At 72.0% G+C, this 16,106-nt stretch carries 16 protein-coding genes; 9 read left to right on the top strand and 7 right to left on the bottom strand.

Translation table 11 applies throughout. From position 1 onward, the window contains the following. Positions 1 to 27: 27 nt before the first annotated feature. The gene (locus PP359_RS06955; RefSeq protein ID WP_499250178.1) at positions 28 to 1,965 is read left to right on the top strand and encodes a M3 family metallopeptidase; all 1,938 of its coding nucleotides are present in this window, start codon (positions 28 to 30) and stop codon (positions 1,963 to 1,965) included. A gap of 21 nt (positions 1,966 to 1,986) precedes the next feature. On the opposite strand, the gene PP359_RS06950 is transcribed toward PP359_RS06955, so the two are convergent. Genes PP359_RS06950 through PP359_RS06940 form a run of 3 tightly spaced genes read right to left on the bottom strand, consistent with a single transcriptional unit; the run spans position 1,987 to position 5,181 of the window. Then, complete coding sequence (locus PP359_RS06950; protein ID WP_499250177.1) at positions 1,987 to 3,048, bottom strand: threonine aldolase family protein; 1,062 nt, start codon at positions 3,046 to 3,048, stop codon at positions 1,987 to 1,989. A gap of 11 nt (positions 3,049 to 3,059) precedes the next feature. Continuing rightward, complete coding sequence (locus PP359_RS06945; RefSeq protein WP_499250176.1) at positions 3,060 to 3,722, bottom strand: SDR family NAD(P)-dependent oxidoreductase; 663 nt, start codon at positions 3,720 to 3,722, stop codon at positions 3,060 to 3,062. Positions 3,723 to 3,726: 4 nt separating this feature from the next. Next, entirely contained in the window at positions 3,727 to 5,181 is a 1,455-nt protein-coding gene (locus tag PP359_RS06940) for a DUF6421 family protein (RefSeq protein ID WP_499250175.1), read from the bottom strand. Positions 5,182 to 5,252: 71 nt separating this feature from the next. On the opposite strand from PP359_RS06940, the gene PP359_RS06935 reads away from it, so the two are divergent. The 5 genes from PP359_RS06935 to PP359_RS06915 all read left to right on the top strand — a co-directional run bounded on the left by PP359_RS06935 (position 5,253) and on the right by PP359_RS06915 (position 10,037). After that, positions 5,253 to 5,708 carry an Lrp/AsnC family transcriptional regulator gene (locus tag PP359_RS06935; protein WP_081767941.1) on the top strand — a complete coding sequence of 152 codons (456 nt, stop codon included), beginning with the start codon at positions 5,253 to 5,255 and terminating at the stop codon, positions 5,706 to 5,708. 75 nt (positions 5,709 to 5,783) lie between these two features. Further along, on the top strand, positions 5,784 to 7,067 hold the full coding sequence (locus PP359_RS06930) for a sensor histidine kinase (protein ID WP_499250174.1): 1,284 nt from the start codon (positions 5,784 to 5,786) through the stop codon (positions 7,065 to 7,067). Further along, a complete protein-coding gene (locus PP359_RS06925; RefSeq protein ID WP_036316733.1) occupies positions 7,064 to 7,720 on the top strand; it encodes a response regulator in 657 nt (218 codons plus the stop codon). The genes PP359_RS06930 and PP359_RS06925 overlap by 4 nt, the downstream gene beginning before the upstream one ends. A gap of 92 nt (positions 7,721 to 7,812) precedes the next feature. Continuing rightward, positions 7,813 to 8,574: an ABC transporter ATP-binding protein gene (locus PP359_RS06920; protein WP_036316731.1), complete on the top strand. Its 762-nt coding sequence runs from the start codon at positions 7,813 to 7,815 to the stop codon at positions 8,572 to 8,574. Continuing rightward, complete coding sequence (locus PP359_RS06915; protein ID WP_499250173.1) at positions 8,571 to 10,037, top strand: FtsX-like permease family protein; 1,467 nt, start codon at positions 8,571 to 8,573, stop codon at positions 10,035 to 10,037. Before PP359_RS06920 ends, PP359_RS06915 begins: the two co-directional genes overlap by 4 nt. An 87-nt stretch (positions 10,038 to 10,124) precedes the next feature. Here PP359_RS06915 and PP359_RS06910 read toward each other — a convergent pair whose 3' ends face one another. Beyond that, positions 10,125 to 10,655 carry a hypothetical protein gene (locus PP359_RS06910; RefSeq protein ID WP_499250172.1) on the bottom strand — a complete coding sequence of 177 codons (531 nt, stop codon included), beginning with the start codon at positions 10,653 to 10,655 and terminating at the stop codon, positions 10,125 to 10,127. 39 nt (positions 10,656 to 10,694) lie between these two features. Between PP359_RS06910 and PP359_RS06905 the strand changes: the two genes are divergently transcribed. Then, complete coding sequence (locus PP359_RS06905; protein WP_499250171.1) at positions 10,695 to 11,336, top strand: 2-phosphosulfolactate phosphatase; 642 nt, start codon at positions 10,695 to 10,697, stop codon at positions 11,334 to 11,336. 28 nt (positions 11,337 to 11,364) lie between these two features. Here the strand turns inward: PP359_RS06905 and PP359_RS06900 are convergent, their stop codons facing one another. From PP359_RS06900 to PP359_RS06890, 3 genes are all read right to left on the bottom strand, one after another. Beyond that, positions 11,365 to 11,874, bottom strand: a complete 510-nt coding sequence (locus PP359_RS06900) for a SprT-like domain-containing protein (RefSeq protein WP_499250170.1) — start codon at positions 11,872 to 11,874, stop codon at positions 11,365 to 11,367. 29 nt (positions 11,875 to 11,903) lie between these two features. Further along, a complete protein-coding gene (locus PP359_RS06895) occupies positions 11,904 to 12,428 on the bottom strand; it encodes a tetratricopeptide repeat protein (protein WP_036316723.1) in 525 nt (174 codons plus the stop codon). Between the two features lie 106 nt (positions 12,429 to 12,534). Continuing rightward, positions 12,535 to 13,398: a spermidine synthase gene (locus PP359_RS06890; protein WP_499250169.1), complete on the bottom strand. Its 864-nt coding sequence runs from the start codon at positions 13,396 to 13,398 to the stop codon at positions 12,535 to 12,537. A 187-nt stretch (positions 13,399 to 13,585) separates the two neighbouring features. On the opposite strand from PP359_RS06890, the gene PP359_RS06885 reads away from it, so the two are divergent. Together PP359_RS06885 and PP359_RS06880 are read left to right on the top strand one after the other, a co-directional pair. After that, entirely contained in the window at positions 13,586 to 14,341 is a 756-nt protein-coding gene (locus tag PP359_RS06885) for a 5-oxoprolinase subunit PxpA (protein ID WP_499250168.1), read from the top strand. Beyond that, positions 14,335 to 15,957, top strand: coding sequence for a 5-oxoprolinase subunit B/C family protein (locus PP359_RS06880; RefSeq protein WP_499250167.1), 1,623 nt, complete (start codon positions 14,335 to 14,337; stop codon positions 15,955 to 15,957). The genes PP359_RS06885 and PP359_RS06880 overlap by 7 nt, the downstream gene beginning before the upstream one ends. The last annotated feature ends 149 nt before the right edge of the window (positions 15,958 to 16,106 follow it).

The raw sequence follows: 16,106 nt of genomic DNA, 5'->3' as shown, positions 1-16,106 counted from the left end.
GTCGCGGGTCCGACGTAGGCTCGGAGCATGACCTCGATCGAGCCCCTCGTCTTCCCGACCGACGCCGACGGTTGGGCGGCATTCGCGTCCGGACGCCCCGCCGCCGCTGTCGCCCTCGTCGCCGATGTCGACGCCCGCCTCGTCGGCGCGGCGGACGAGATGGATGCCGCGACGCGCCTGGATCTGTGGAGCGACGCCGACCTGGCGCTGCGTCAGGCCACGTGCGAGGCCTATCTTCTGAGTGAGGCGCACCCGGATGCCGAGGTGCGCCGCGTCGCGGAAGCCCAGGTGCAGGCGCTCGAGGCGCTCTCGGCATCCCGGCTTCTCGACGCGAAGCTCTTCGCTGCGTTCGAGGCGCTGACCGATGAGGATCTCGACGCCGACCAGGTGCGCCTGCTCGCCGAGGTGCGCCGCGACTTCCTCCGCGGGGGCGTCGCCCTTCCTCCGGACGACCGCGATCGCGTGCGCGTGCTCACCGACCGCGACACGGAGCTGAGCCTCGAGTTCTCGCGCAACATCCGCGACGGGCGGCGGGAGGTCCGTGTCGCGCCCGAGGCGCTGGCGGGTCTGCCGCAGGACTTCATCGACGCGCATCCCGTGGACGACGACGGACTGATCGTGCTCACCACCGAGTACACCGACCTCATGCCGGTGCGGGAGTACGCGACCGACCGTGCGACCCGCGCGGCGCTCGTCGCGGCCTACAACGACCTCGCGTGGCCGGCGAACGACGCGGTGCTCGCCGAACTGCTGGCGGTCCGCGCCGAGCGGGCGCAGCTGCTCGGCTACCGAGACTGGGCCGACTACGAAACCGAGACCCGCATGATCGGCGCCGGACGCCCCGACGGCGGCAGCGCGGCGATCGCGGAGTTCCTCGCGCGTCTCGACGATGCGTCGGCCGCCGCCGCCGCGGGTGAGTACCCCGTGCTGCTCGAACGGCTGCGACAGGATGACCCGTCGGCCACCGAGGTCACCATCGCCGACTTCTTCTACCTTCTCAGCACGCTGCGCCGTGAGCGTCACGACGTCGACGCCCAGCTGGTGCGCTCGTATTTCTCGTTCGACCGCGTGCTGCCGGGCGTGCTCGACACGACCGCGCGACTGCTGGACGTCGAGTACGTTCCCGTCGAGATTTCCGCCTGGCATGACGACGTGCGCTCCTACGACGTGATCCGCCGCGGCGAGCGGCTCGGACGCATCCACCTCGACCTGCATCCGCGCGACGGCAAGTACAACCACGCCGCGTGCTTCCCCCTCGCGCCCGGCGTGACGGGACGCGTGCTGCCCGAGGCGGTGCTGCTGTGCAACTTCGCGCGCGGGCTGATGACCCACGACGAGGTCGTCACGTTCTTCCACGAGTTCGGTCACCTCGTGCACGACATCCTCGGCGGCGCCCAGCGCTTCGTGCGCTTCTCGGGGGTCGCCACGGAGTGGGACTTCGTCGAGGCACCGAGTCAGCTGTTGGAGGAGTGGGCGTGGGATGCCGAGGTCCTCGCATCCTTCACGGCGAACGCCGACGGCGAGCCGATCCCGGCCGACCTCGTCGCCAAGATGCGCGTCGCCGACGGGTTCGGCCGGGCACTGGAGGTGCGCCGTCAGCTCGGTCACGCCAACGTCTCCTACCACCTGCACGTCGACCGTCCGGCCGACCTGCAGGCGGCCACCGAGCACTGGTACGCCTCGACGAGCCCCGTGCAGCCGCTGCGCGGGCTGCACTCGTACGCCGGATTCGGGCATCTCACGGGGTACGGCGCCTGCTACTACACGTACCAGTGGAGCCTCGTGATCGCGCGCGACCTGCTCTCGGGCTTCGGCGGCGACCTCATGGATGCCGAGGCGGCGACCCGCTACCGTCGTGAGATCCTCGAGCCCGGCGGCAGCCGGGACGCGACCGCGCTCGTCGAGGCTTTCCTGGGGCGGCCCTCCTCGTTCGACGCCTACCGCGAATGGCTCGCGGGCGCCTGACCGGCGGCAAGAGCGCGGGTCTCAGGTGAGGCGGGCGAGCTCCGCGATGAACGCGTCGACGTCGTCCTCGGACGTGTCGAAGGAGCACATCCAGCGGACTTCGTTCTTCGCCGCGTCCCAGTCGTAGAAGCGGAAGCTCTCACGGAGGGTGTCGGCGACACCGTCCGGCAGCACCGCGAACACGCCGTTGGCCTGCGTCGGCTGGCTGAACGACACCCCCGTGATCGACCCGTCGGCGATGCCCGCCTCGACGCCGGCACGAAGCCGCTGGGCCATCGCGTTGGCGTGGCGGGCATTGCGCAGGTACAGGTCTCCCTCGAGCAGTGCCACCAGCTGCGCGGAGATGAAGCGCATCTTCGACGCCAGCTGCATGTTGAGCTTGCGCAGGAACAGAAGTCCTTCCGCGGCATCCGGGTTCAGGACAACGACGGCCTCCCCGCCGAGCGCGCCGTTCTTCGTCCCACCGAAGCTCAGCACGTCGACGCCGACATCGGTCGTGAAGGCCCGCAGCGGCAGGTCGAGCGCCGCAGCCGCGTTGGAGATCCGGGCGCCGTCGAGGTGCAGGCGCATACCGCGCGCGTGCGCGTGGTCGGCGAGGGCTGCGATCTCGTCGGGGTTGTAGAGGGTTCCGAGTTCGGACGACTGTGTGATTGAGACGACGAGCGGCTGCGCGCGGTGCTCGTCACCCCACCCCCAGGCCTCGCGATCGACGAGCTCGGGGGTGAGCTTGCCGTCGTCGGTGGGGACGTTCAGGATCTTGATCCCCGCCACGCGCTCCGGAGCACCGCCTTCGTCGACGTTGATGTGCGCGGTGGATGCCGCGATCACCGCACCCCAGCGCGGGAGCATCGACTGCAGCCCGACGACGTTCGCGCCCGTTCCGTTGAAGACGGGGAACGCCTCGACGCCCGCACCGAAGTGGTGACGGAACACCTCCTGCAGTCGGGCCGTGTACGCGTCCTCGCCGTACGCGATCTGGTGTCCGTGATTGGCGGCGGCGATGGCCTGGAGGATCTCGGGGTGGACGCCCGAGTAGTTGTCGCTGGCGAAGCCGCGCACGGCGGTGTCGTGGAGAGTCGTCACGGACATCCAATCTAGTTCGACGCGCCGAGAGCGACGATCGTGTCGTTGACGGTGGCGGCGTCGAGGTCCCACAGACCGACGAACGCACGGGCCAGCTCGTCCTCGAGACCCTCGAGCGCGCGGACGCGGAAGATGACGGATGCCGCGCTCTGCGGCATCGAGCGATCGCGCGCGTCCTTGGCGAACCCCTGCGCCATCGCCCGCGCCCACGTCTCCTCGGCCGCTTTGACGGCCGCGTAGTTCGCGCCGCCGGCCAGGGGACGCGCGACCGCCGTGGACGACACGATCGCCGTGCGTGCAGCGGCGGAGGCACGCAGATCGTCCCACCATGCTCTCGTGACGTGCCGCAGGGCGCTCAGTCCGCTCTCGAGATCTCGGTAATCGGCCTCGGTCTGGCCGCGCAGCCCTCCACCGCCGCGCCAGCCGCCGACGAGGTGCAGCAGTCCATCGAGGCGCACGCCGTCCGCCGCGAGCGTCGCCGCGAAGCGCGCGACCTCCGCTTCGTCGGCGAGGTCGCACACGACGGTTCGGGCGCCCAGTTCTCGGAGGGGGATCAGAGCGTCCGCCCGTCGCCCCACCGCGATGACGTTCGCCCCCGCTGCCACGAGCGCGCGTGCGGCGGCGTGCCCGCTCGCGCTCGTCGCACCCGCGATCATGACCGAGCGCCCGCGCACGCCGTCACCCATCGCGGCCCGTGATGCCCGTGGTCGAGGAGATGACGCTCTGCATCTTCTTGTCGAGCGCCTCGAAGAACATCGACAGCGGGAACTCGTCGTCCAGCACGGCGTCGGTGTAGCCCTTCGGGGCTCCGGCCAGCACGTCGTCGGGCAGACCGCGCGCCCAGAGCGACGCCGGGTGAGGGGTCACGACGCTGCTCACGAGCTCGTAGGCGGCGAGCCAGTGCGCGACCTTCGGTCGGTCGATTGACTCCCAGTACAGCCGGTCGATCGCATCGCTGAGGGCGATGACCGCCGCCGGCACCTCGTCCCAGTCAAGGGCGAGAGCGGTGTCGGTCCAGTGCAGCACGCCGCGCTGGTGCAGCCAGGCGAAGAGCAGCTGCCCGCCGAGACCGTCGTAGTTGCGCACCCGCGACCCGGTGATGGCGAATCGGAAGATCCGGTCGAAGAGCACCGCGTACGGGACGAGTCGCGCGTGATCGAGCATCTCCCGCTCGGCATCCGTCAGTTCGTCGCCCTCATCGACGCGCGCGCTCAGCCGCGCGGCGATGCCGACGCACTCCCGGTACGCCGTCAGATCGCATCGCAGTTCCTCCAGCGTGTACAAGAAGTACGGCATGCGCTGCTTGATCATGAACGGGTCGAACGGCAGATCCCCGCGCATATGGCTGCGGTCGTGGATCAGGTCCCACATCACGAAGGTCTGCTCGGTCAAGCGCTGGTCGGCGAGCAGGCGCGTGACGCCCTCCGGCACATCGAGCTTCGTGATCTCGGATGCCGCGGCGACCACGCGTCGGAAACGCGCCGCTTCACGGTCCTGGAAGATCGCGCCCCAGGTGAACGCCGGGATCTCGCGCATGGCGACCGTCTCCGGGAACAGCACCGCCGAGTTCGTGTCGTAGCCGGACGTGAAGTCCAGCAGGCGGAGGGAGACGAACAGGCCGTTGGTGTAGGTCTGTTCGAGCTCGGCGATGAACCCCGGCCAGATCACCTCGCAGAGCACCGCCTCCAGGTGGCGGTCGCGGGAGCCGTTCTGCGTGTACATCGGAAAGACGACGAGATGGCGCAGGCCATCGACCCGATCGCGCTGCGGCTGGAAGGCGACCAAGGAGTCGAGGAAGTCGGGTGCGCCGAAACCGGAGTCCGCCCAGCGGTGCAGGTCGATCACGCACGCCGACAGATAATCGGCGTCGTGCGGGAACAGGGGCGCGAGAGTCTCGATCGCCTTCGCAACGACGGCGACCAGCGACGTCGCATGATCACGGTGAGCGGGGTCGGGCACCGCGCCGTCGGGTGCTTGCAGCGGCTGCAGTCGTGAGACGGCGTCCTTCAGGGCCAGCCAGGCCGGCTGCTGGGTGATCGGCCGGTCGTCTTCGACGATCTGGGTGATCGGTCGGTCGTCTTCGACGACCTCGGGCTCTCCGATGACGGACTTCGCGGGAGTGAGAAGGGACATGGTGGGCACCTCCGATCGTTTGGCAGGAATATTTACGGCCTGAGTGGCTCGCATCGGATATTCTTCCATGTGTGGAAGATGATGTCGACCGTCGAATCGTTGCCGAGGTCTCCCGTGACGGGCGGATGACCCTGGCTGACCTGTCCGCCGCCGTCGGATTGTCGGTCTCGGCGGTGCAGGCGCGGCTCAAGCGCCTCGAGTCCCGCGAGGTCATCACCGGCTACCGCGCCCTCGTCGATGCCGATGCGGCCGGACGCCCCCTGGCCGCGTTCATCGAGATCACCCCGCTCGATCCCGCCCAGCCCGACAACGCGCCCGAGCTGCTCGAGCACCTCGACGCCATCGAGGCCTGCCACTCGATCGCCGGCGACGCCAGCTACATGCTCTTCGCCCGCGTCGCCTCGCCGCGCGCACTCGAAGAGCTCGTGCGCGACATCCGCCTCGCGGCCTCCGTCCGCACTCGCACCACCGTCGTCCTCCAGACGTTCTACGAGCACCGGCCCATCGTCCCGCTCGGCGCGTCCTAGCGCCGCCGGGCGCCGCCGACTGCAATACATCCCGCGATGGATGCCGCGACACGCGCCGTCGCGTAGCGTCGAAGCGTGTTCCGCACGCTCACCCGCACGCAGCTGACGGTCGACATCGTCGCCGCCGGCGTCTTCGCGATGTTCGCCGTGCTGGCCACCCTCGTCCCCTGGGACTCGGTGAGCTCGGGCGTGCTGCCGCCGCGCGTGGCGCTCGCCGTCGCGCTGGTTCTCACCGTGGTCTTCTCGGCCGCCGGCGCGATCCGCCGCCTCGCGCCGGAGCTGGCGCTCGCGGTCTGCTGGGTGGCCGCGATCATGCAGATGGCCAGCGGCCTGCCGCCCCTGCCGGCGAACGTCGTGATCTTCGGTGTGCTCTACACCACCGCGGCATACGGCGCCCGACGCACGTTCTGGTTCGGGCTCGCCTCATCCCTGGTCGGTGCGTTCGCGATCGCCGCGTACATCGTCGTGGTGCCGCTCCTGCTCGGAGCGGGCACGCCGAACGGCATCGGCACGTACGTGTTCGCCAGCGTCGCCACCTTCGCCTCCGCCGCGTTCGCTCTGCTGCTGTCGTGGACGACCGGCGCGCTGGTGCGCACCACGCTGCGTGCGCGCGAGAACCGCCGCGCGCAAGAACTCGCCGAGGCGACGGCGGTCGCCGAGGCCGAGCGCACCCGCATCGCCCGCGACATGCACGACGTCGTCGCCCACTCGCTCGCGGTCGTGATCGCTCAGGCCGACGGCGCGCGCTACGCGGCGGCATCCGACCCGGCCGTCGCCGCAGCGACGCTCGGCACCATCTCGGCCACGGCCCGCGCCGCACTGTCCGACGTCCGGATGCTGCTGACGCAGCTGCGGCACACGCAGGCCGAAGGACCACAGCCGACGCTCGCCGACCTGGAACAGCTCTACGCGCAGGTGCGCGCGGCGGGGGTCGCACTGCGCGTCGATGTCGACCCGATGCCGGCCGCCGAGGTGCCCTCGGCCGTTCAGCTCGCCGTCTTCCGCATCCTGCAGGAGGCGCTCACCAATGCGCTGCGCCACGGCGCACGCTCCGAGGTGAGCGTGCGGCTGGCGTGGCACCCTGGACGAGTGGAGCTGACCGTGAGCAATCCCATCGATCCGCCGTCGCCGCTTGCCGGCGCGCACGGCGACCGCGCAGACGGCGAGGCGCGCGGGCACGGGCTCATCGGCATGCGTGAGCGTGCACAACTCGTCGGCGGGAACCTCGAGGCGGCTCCCCGCGGGCGGGACTTCGTGGTGAGTGCCTCGCTGCCGATCGCCGCCGAAGCGATGACGCCGGGATCCCGCGTGCCCGGGCCGACGCTGCCGGGTTCGCACGTCCCGGAGGCGGCGCGGTGAGCGCGCCGATCCGTGTCGTCCTCGTCGACGACCAGGCCCTCTTTCGCGCCGGCATCCGCATGGTCATCGATTCGCAGCCGGACCTGACCGTCGTCGGTGAAGCCGGAGACGGGGCGGAAGGCGTGCGGGTCGTCCGACAGACGCGCCCCGACGTCGTGCTCATGGACATCCGGATGCCGGTGATGGACGGCCTCGCTGCGACCGCGGAGCTGCTGTCCGATACGACGCTGGCGAGCGCACCCCCGCGGATCGTCATGCTCACGACCTTCGATCTCGACGAGGCGGCCGCGCGAGCCATTCGTCAGGGGGCGAGCGGCTTTCTCCTGAAGGACGCCGATCCGGAGTTCCTCCTCGCGGCCATCCGCACGGTGCAGTCGGGCTCGGCGGTCATCGCTGCCGCGGCCACGCGTGAGCTGTTCGCCCAGTTCTCGGCCCCTCTGCGTGCCGCACCGCCGGCGTTCGCCGAGCTCACCGACCGGGAGCGGGAGATCTTCGCCCTCGCCGCCCGCGGCCTCTCCAACGCCGAGATCGCCCAGCGCGAGTTCCTGTCCGAGGCCACGGTGAAGACACACATCAGCCGCGTGCTGGGAAAGCTCGGACTCCGTGACCGCGTGCAGCTGGTCGTCTTCGCGTTCGAGCACGGCTTGGCCTGAGAGCGCGTCGTCGCCGCATCATCCTTGCGATGTACGTCTCCGCGACGCGAGGCCGACGCGGGGCTGCAGACGCCTTCCGTAGCGTCGAGATCATGCAGATCACCACGACCGAACTCGGGCTCGCCGCTCGCGTGCAGAGCCTCACCAAGACCTACGGCGGCGGGGAGAGCGCGGTGCGCGCCCTCGACGGCGTCACCGTCGGCATCCGCCGCGGAGAGTTCACCGCCATCATGGGCCCCTCGGGCTCGGGCAAGTCGACGCTCATGCACATCATGGCCGGGCTGGACAGCGCCACCAGCGGTCGGGCGTGGATCGGCGACACCGAGATCACGGGTCTGTCCGACCTCGAGCTGACGATTCTTCGCCGGCGTCGGATCGGCTTCGTCTTCCAGGCGTTCAACCTCGTGCCGACCCTCGACGCGATCGGCAACATCATGCTGCCCTTCGACCTCGACGGACGGCGCCCGACGGCGCTGGAACGGGCTCGCATCGATGCCCTCATCGACACCCTGGGGCTGCGGGCACGCCTGCAGCACCGGCCGCACGAGCTGTCCGGCGGCCAACAGCAGCGCGTCGCCATCGCCCGCGCCCTCGCGACGGCGCCCGACCTCGTCTTCGCCGACGAACCGACCGGCAACCTCGACTCGCGCTCGAGCCGTGAGGTGCTCTCCCTTCTCGCCGCCGCCAGCCGGGATCACGGACAGTCCATCGCGATGGTGACGCACGACCCCGTGGCCGCCGCGCATGCCGATCGCGTGCTGTTCCTCGGTGACGGCCGTGTCGTCGCCGACAAGCCCGCTCAGACCGCTGAGCAGGTCGCGGCGTTCATGCTGGCCGCGGAGGTGAGGGCGTGAGCGCCCTGGTCGCCGATCGCGCCGCGCCGCCGACGATCTCCTCCCGACGTGACGCGGCCAGAGGCGGGTGGCTGCGCGAGCGCGGCATGGGGGCGAGCATTCTCGTCGCCGCCATCTCCTCCGCGTTCGGTGTGCTGCTGCTGACCGCCACCGGCTACATCGCGACCTGGGCGCGCAGCGACCCGTACCTGGGCGACAGTGAGACGGTCGCGATCGTCCTCGGCATCCTGAGCGTCCTGCTGGTCGGCGTCGCCGTGTACGTCGCTGCGATCGTGACGGCCAACACCTTCGCGACCATCGTCGCCGGTCGCACCCGTCAGATCGCCCTGATGCGGCTGATCGGTGCGTCAGCGCGGGCGCAGCGCCGCGCGGTCGGCCGTCAGGGCTGGGGCGTCGGCGTCATCGGAGCCACCACGGGACTCGTCCTGGGAGCCGCCGTCGCTGCGGTTCTCGTCCGCGCCGCCGATGCCGTGCTGCACGTCACCGTCGGCTACGCCGTGCTGCAGCCGGTGCTGCTGGTCCCCGCCGCCGTCGTGGCGATCACCACCTGGGCCGGCGCCTGGAGCGGGTCGCGCCGCGTGCTGGCCGTGACGCCGCTGCAGGCGCTCGGGGGAGCCACACCGCGCACGCGCGACGAGACCCGTTCGCGCGGGCGTACGGCGGTCGCGGCCGCCCTCGGGGCCTTCGGCGCAGCCCTGCTCGCCACCGGCGTGGTCGTCGGGACCGCATCGCCGCTGGGCGTCATCGTCGCCTTCTTCGGGGGCGTGCTGTCCTTCACCGCTCTCGCGCTGGGCGCCGTGCTCGTCATGCCGCCGCTGCTGCGTCTCAGCGGCCGTGCCTTCGGGCGGTCCGCGCCCGCGCGCTTGGCGGCCGAGAATGCGCTGCGCTACCCCGAGCGCGCCAGCCGGATGGCCATCGGCGTCGTGATGGGGGTGACGCTCGTCGTGATGTTCGCGGTCGCGAGCGCGTCGGTGAAGTCCCTGCTGACCGCGGCCGCCGACGGCGTTCCGCCTGCTGAGCTGAGCCGCGTGCTCGACACCTTCGCGGCGATCATGATGGGTCTCGTGGCGGTATCCGCGGTGATCGCCGCCGTCGGGCTCGTCAATCTTCTGACGATCGGCGTCGTCCAGCGCCGACGCGAGCTCGGTCTGCTGCGTGCGCTGGGGTTGTCGTCGGCGCAGGTGCGCACCGTGGTACTGCTGGAGGCCGTGCACGTGACGGTCACGGCACTCGCGTTCGGTCTGGTGCTCGGCGTCGCCTACGGCTGGGTGGCGGCGCAGTCGCTGCTCGGATCGGTCGCGCTGCCACCGTCGTTCTCGTCGCCGACGATCGTGGCTCCCGCCGTGCCGTGGATGCCGGTGCTCATCGTCGTGGCGGCGACGGCACTGCTGACTGCCGTCGCGACGGTCGTACCGACGCGGCTGGCGACACGGGTGAGCGCCGTGGAGGCCCTCGCCGAATGAGTCTCCGGGCGCATCGGGAGCGCCCGGACACCGGCCGCCGCGGTCATGGCTTCGACCGTGGCGGCCGGCTTTTCCGAAGGGTGGCGGTCAGCGCGTCGACGCGTCGACGGGGACGTTCTGCACGGTGTCGGGGTCGTACGCCCAGGTCGGCGCCAGCGCCTTCAGCCGCGCGCCGCGCCACTGCCACGTCGCCCACAGCACGGGCCAGAGCGCGGCCGCCGCCGCACCGCCGATGACGAGTCGGTCGCGCCAAAGGGTTCGCGACGGATCGCCCGGTGCGGGGGAGACGGCCATCTGGTGGTCCCAGACATCGAGGGCCGCGAGAGGGCCGGTGAGCGGGATGCCGCTGTCGCGGAAGATGCGGACGGGACCGTTCGCATCGTCCACGTGACGCTCACTCACGTGGATCAGCTGCTGTCCGAGCGTGATCTGCCCGGCGACGCTCATGCGAACGGGAACGTCGGCGCCCGCCTCCAACCGCGACGGCAGCCCCTCTGCCGCCATCGGCACCAGCTGCACGAAGGGGCCGTACAGATCGGCCACCGCCCGCGGCGAGTGCAGCGCTCGCCACGCGGCATCCGCATCGCAGTCGAGGACGAGCTTCAGCATGATCCGCATGTGCCCAGTCTCGCATCCGCCTGCCCGTAGCCTGGAGACATGTCCTCCCCGTTCGATCAGTCCCGCTATCAGGTGCGCATGGAATGGGGAGTGTCGGGGCTCGAGCGCGCTGCGGCATCCGACATCGTGGTCGTCGTCGACGTGCTCCGATTCTCGAGTACGGTCGCGCGGCGTATCGCGGCGGGCGACCCCGTCGCCCTGGATGCCGACGCCCACGCCGTGTCGCTGAACGGCGCGGCCGTCGCAGCCCGTGCCGCCGACAGCGCAGCGGTGGTGTTTCTGGGGGCGCTCGTCAGCGCACGTGCGGTGGCCGCCGCCGTCATGGCCGAGCAGCAGCGCCGCGCCGCGAGGACGAGCATTCTCGTCATCGCCGCCGGCGAGCTCTCATCCCGTGAGCCCGGCGCCGCTCTCCGCGTCGCGGTGGAAGACTTTCTCGGCGCCGGCGCGATCGTCGACGCCCTCGGAGCGCTCGGCATCGACCACACCTCTCCCGAAGCCGCGGCCGCCGGCGAAGCGTTCCGAGGCCTTCGTCCCGCGCTGCGGCACCTGCTCACCGCCAGCGGTTCGGGGCAGGAGCTCATCGACCGGGGCCTTCGCGACGACGTGCTCGCCGCCGCCCAGGTCGATACCGTGTCGTCGGCGCCGGTGCTGCGCGACGGCGTCTTCGTGCCGTACGCCTGAGGGTTCTCGCTGCACGCACGAGCCGGGCTCAGAGCGACGCGCCCACGGTCTCCCGCGGCGTCATCGCCGCCCGACGTGTGGCCGGCGAGATCTCGCGTCTCGTCCAGACGAAGAGGTAGCGGTCGTCGAAGGACGCCGAGCAGCGCGCGCACGAGGTCGGCCGGGTGGCGCGGCGATGGCGATAGGCGATGTGGCCGCGGGGGCAGACGCCGACCCAGGGCGCCAGCTCGGTGGCCGTCTCGCCGTGGTGGGTCGTGCCGCCGGTGTAGCCCAGCAGGCGCGCCGTGCGCTTCCACGCGCTGCCGTGCCCGGCTCGCGGACCGGCGAGCGCGTGCGCGACCTCGTGCAACAGCGTCTGCCGGTTGGTCTCGTCGTCGTAGCGGGCGGCGAGATACCGCGAGACGGTGATGCGCTGGCGCGTGTAGTCGCAGGCCCCCGCGCGCCGCTTCGCGTTGTCGAACGCGAACGTCCACGACGCGTCGAGATGCGTGCGGATGAGAGCCTCGGCCTCGCGCCGGACGACGTCCAGATCGGTCATGCGCACACGCTAGAAGGGATGTCCGACACTCAGCTCGCGACGGCCGTGCTGCGACGACGGTCGGCGGCTTCGATCGCCAGCAGCGTCGATTCGAGCTGCTCCTCGGGGGCACCCGCCTGCTGGCGCAGGAACAGCGCGCGCTTGAAGTCGGCGCGGGCGTCGGCGAACTCCTCGGCGTCGTAGCTCACCTTGCCGCGATGCTGGAAAGCGAACGCCGCCAGGGCGGCCCAGCCCTGGCCTTCGGCCTCTTCGGCGCACGTGGTGAGCTCCTGATGGGCCGCGGCGTAGGCTCCCCGCACCTGCAGCACGCTCGCGTGCAGGATGCGTGCGCGCAGGAGATCCTTGCGGGTTCCGCCCATCCGCGCCACCCGCACCGATTGCTCCGACACGACGAGGGACTCGTCCCACCGGCCGAGCACCTTCAGCAGCCACACCCGCTCGAGCAGAGCCGGAAGGCTGCGCTGGTCGCCCAGCTCGTCGAGGCGCTCCTGGCATTCGCGCGGGTCCACGATCTCGCGCAGCGTCTGCGGGTCGTATCCCTTGATGTAGCTCACGGGCAGGCCCCCTTCGTCGTGCGAACGCGCCCGGGTGAGGCGCACCCCTCCAGTGTGACCCGCGGCCGTCGGAGGGACGGCCTGTACACGCCGCCGGTGCCGATTCTCAGCGTTCGAACACGGATGCCGCGGGCTTCGGCGAGGCCGTCGCGTCGGCATCCGTCGCCACGCGGGCGCCGCGCACGAACTCGTCGAGCTCTGCGCCCTGTGCGACCTTCGCCGGGTACGGGCCCGCGGCCATGAGTCGCGGCAGCCACGCGACCGGCAGGGGAGAGGGGGATGCCGCGATGACGAGGTTGCCGAAGCGGCGCCCCTTCAGTGTCTGCACCTCCGCGAGCACGATGACCTCGGGCAGCACCTCCCGGACCGTGGCCACCTCGCGGCGGGCGAAGGCGAGTCCCGCCCCGTCGGCGACGTTGACGAGGAGCACGCCGTCGGGAGCGAGGAGCCCGGCGAGGATGCGGAAGTACTCGACGGTGGTGAGGTGGGCGGGAGTCTGTGCCCCGGCGAACACGTCGGAGACCACGAGGTCGGCGGCGCCCTGCAGCCCCGCGGGAAGGCGACCGGCGACCTCGCGGGCGTCGCCGATGCGCACGCGCACCTGCGCGCCGCGCGGCAGCGGCAGCTGGGAGCGCACGAGGTCCACGAGTGGCTGTTCGAGCTCGATCACCTGCTGTCGCGAGCCGGGGCGCGTGTGCTCGACGTACCGGGGAAGGGTGAGCGCTCCCGCGCCGAGGTGGATCGCGGTGAGCGGCTGCCCCGGCATCCGGAGCCGGTCGATGACCGCGCCCATCCGCGCCACGTACTCGAAGTGCAGGTGCGCCGGGTCGTCGAGATCGACGTGCGACTGGGGTGTGCCGTCGACATCCAGTTCGAAGCCGCCCGCGTAGCGGCTCGGCACGACCCGTGCGATCGTGCCGTCCGACAGGCGCGCCTGCGGTTCGTCGTCCTCCACGTGCGCGCGAGCCATGCCTCCCACGGTACCCGCGCGCCCGCACCCGGCTCGTGGCGTGCGTAACTCCGCCTGGATCGGCGTTGCCGGGTATGGGGGCCGCGATCGGCGCGTGTGAGGCGGAGTTGTGCACGCCGCAGTCAGGTGACCGCAGGGTGACCGGCCGACCCCACCGACGGAGGCCGGCCGCCGGTACGCTCGGATCGTGGCGGTCATCGATATCAACGCCGATCTCGGCGAGACGGTCGGCGGGCTGCCCACGGCGGACGACGACGCCATGTTCGCGCTGATCTCGAGCGCGTCGATCGCGTGCGGGGGCCACGCCGGCGACATGGCCTCGATGCACGCCGCGGTCGAGCGCGCCGCCCGCACCGGCGTCGCGATCGGAGCGCACCCTTCCTACCCCGATCGCGCCGGCTTCGGACGGACGCCCCTCGCGATGAGCGCAGCCGATCTCCGCCGGAGCCTGGACGACCAGCTCGGCACCCTCGCCGCCGTCGGCGCCGACATCCGCTACGTCAAGCCCCACGGGGCGCTCTATCACGCCGTCCGCGCCGACGCCGCGCACGCCCGCGCGGTGGTGGATGCCGTGGCGGCGCTGGCCGCGGCGCTCGGCCGTGCCCTTCCGATCCTGGGTCTGGACGGCGTCATCGCCGACGAGGCCTCGCGGGCCGGTGTCCCGTTCGTGCGCGAGGCGTTCCTCGATCGCGGCTACCTGCCCGACGGTGGGCTCGTGCCGCGGAGCGACCCCGGGGCGCTCCTGCACGACCCCGACGAGGTGGCTGCACGCGCGCTGCGACTGGCGCGCGACGGGGTCGTCGAAGCCGTCGACGGCAGCCTCGTCGCCACCGGTGCGGCATCGCTGTGCGTCCACGGCGACTCACCGGGCGCCGTCGCCATGGCCCGTGCCGTGCGCGCGGCGCTGGATGCCGCGGGTGTCGACGTCGCCGCGCCATGGTGACGCACGGCGACGCGGTGATCGGCGGCGGCATCCGGGTGCGGCCCTTCGGCGAGCGCGCGCTGCTCGCGGAGGTGGACGACCTCGAGGCGGTTCTCGCGCTGCACGCCCGACTCGTGGCGACGCGGCGGCCCGGGATCGTCGATCTCGTGCCGGCGGCGCAGACGGTGCTCGTCGTCATCGACCCGACGGTGATGCCGCTCGCGTCGGCGCGGACGTGGGTGCTCTCGGCCCGCACGGCCGTCGCGCAGGGCGCACTCCCGCCGGCTCGCACCGTCGAGGTCCCCGTCGTCTACGACGGCGAGGACCTCCATGCGCTCGCCGCCGAGCTCGGCATCGGCGTCGCGAAGCTGACCGCGCGCCACGCGGCGGCCGACTGGACGGTCGCCTTCACGGGGTTCGCGCCCGGTTTCGGCTACCTCGTGAGCGCCGACTGGCCTTTCGACGTGCCGCGGAGGGCGCGTCCGCGGCCACGGGTGCCGGCCGGCGCCGTCGCGCTCGCGGGACGTTTCTCGGGGGCGTATCCGCGCTCGACGCCCGGCGGTTGGCAGCTGATCGGCACGACACCCGCGGTGCTGTTCGACCCCGATGCCGCATCCCCCGCGCTCCTTCGGCCCGGCGACCATGTGCGCTTCGTTCCGACGGCGCCGTCGGCGGCGGGGCGCCCGGTCGCCGTCGACATCCCGGCCGGTGCCGCCTCTCGCGCCGTGTCGCCGTCGTCGCGCGCCCGCGACGGCATCGTGGTGCGCGCGCCGGGGCCTGCGGCGACGGTACAGGACCAGGGCCGGCGCGGCGTGCTCGCCGACGGCGTCGCGCTGTCCGGGGCGGCCGACCGGGCGGCGCTGCGGGTCGCCAACCGGCTCGTCGGCACCGCGGCCACCGCGGCCGGCGTCGAGATCACGATGGGCGGGTTCCGTGCGGTGCGGGATGCCGCGGCATCCGCGGAGGACCTCTGGTTCGCCCTCGCGGGTGCGTGGGGCACGATGCGTCTCGACGGCCGGCCGCTCGACCCCTACGTCGCCCACCCCTGGCCGGCGGGCGCGGAGCTGGAGATCGACACCTTCACGCACGGTGTGCGCGCCTACCTCGCGGTCCGCGGCGGCGTGGCCGCGCGCTCACTTCTCGGCTCGAGGGCGACGGACACCCTCGCGGGGCTCGGCCCGGCGCCGCTCGCGGCGGGCGATGTGCTCGGCGTGGGAGGCGACGTCGCCGGGCCGGTTCCCGCCGTCGATCTGCGGCCCTGGAGTCCGCCCGCCGCCGAACTCGACATCGCGCTGGCGCCGGGCCCGCGCGCCGACCGGTTCGCCACGGTGGAGCCGTTGTTCGCGGAGGTCTGGACGGTGTCCACACAGGCCGATCGGGTGGGCATCCGCCTGGAGGGCCCGCCGCTGGAGCGCGCCGATGTCTCGGAGCTGGCGAGCGAGGGCATGCTGCCCGGTGCGATCCAGGTGCCGCCGGACGGACATCCCGTCATCCTCGGCCCGGACGGCCCGGTCACCGGCGGCTACCCGGTCGTCGCCGTGGTCACGGATGCCGATCGCGATCTCCTCGGTCAGGCGCGGCCGGGCACGCGCCTGCGCTTCCGCCGCGTCGGCGCGGCGTCGTCCGGTCCTTCCTGAGAGCGCGTCCGCGCGTTTATACCGCAGCCGGGGAAGCTCGTCAAGAATCGACTGGACATGGCGCGTCGTGCGGACTATAGTGGGTAGTTGCGCTCCCTTCCCCCATGCCCTCATATGGTGGTCGGCTTGTGCCTGCGTTGACAATGTGC

This window comes from Sphingomonas sp. BLCC-B65 (assembly GCF_028550675.1).
GTDB lineage: Bacteria > Actinomycetota > Actinomycetes > Actinomycetales > Microbacteriaceae > Microbacterium.
The sequence above is the reverse complement of the archived record's forward strand: the minus strand, read 5'-3'. Positions and strand labels throughout refer to the sequence as shown.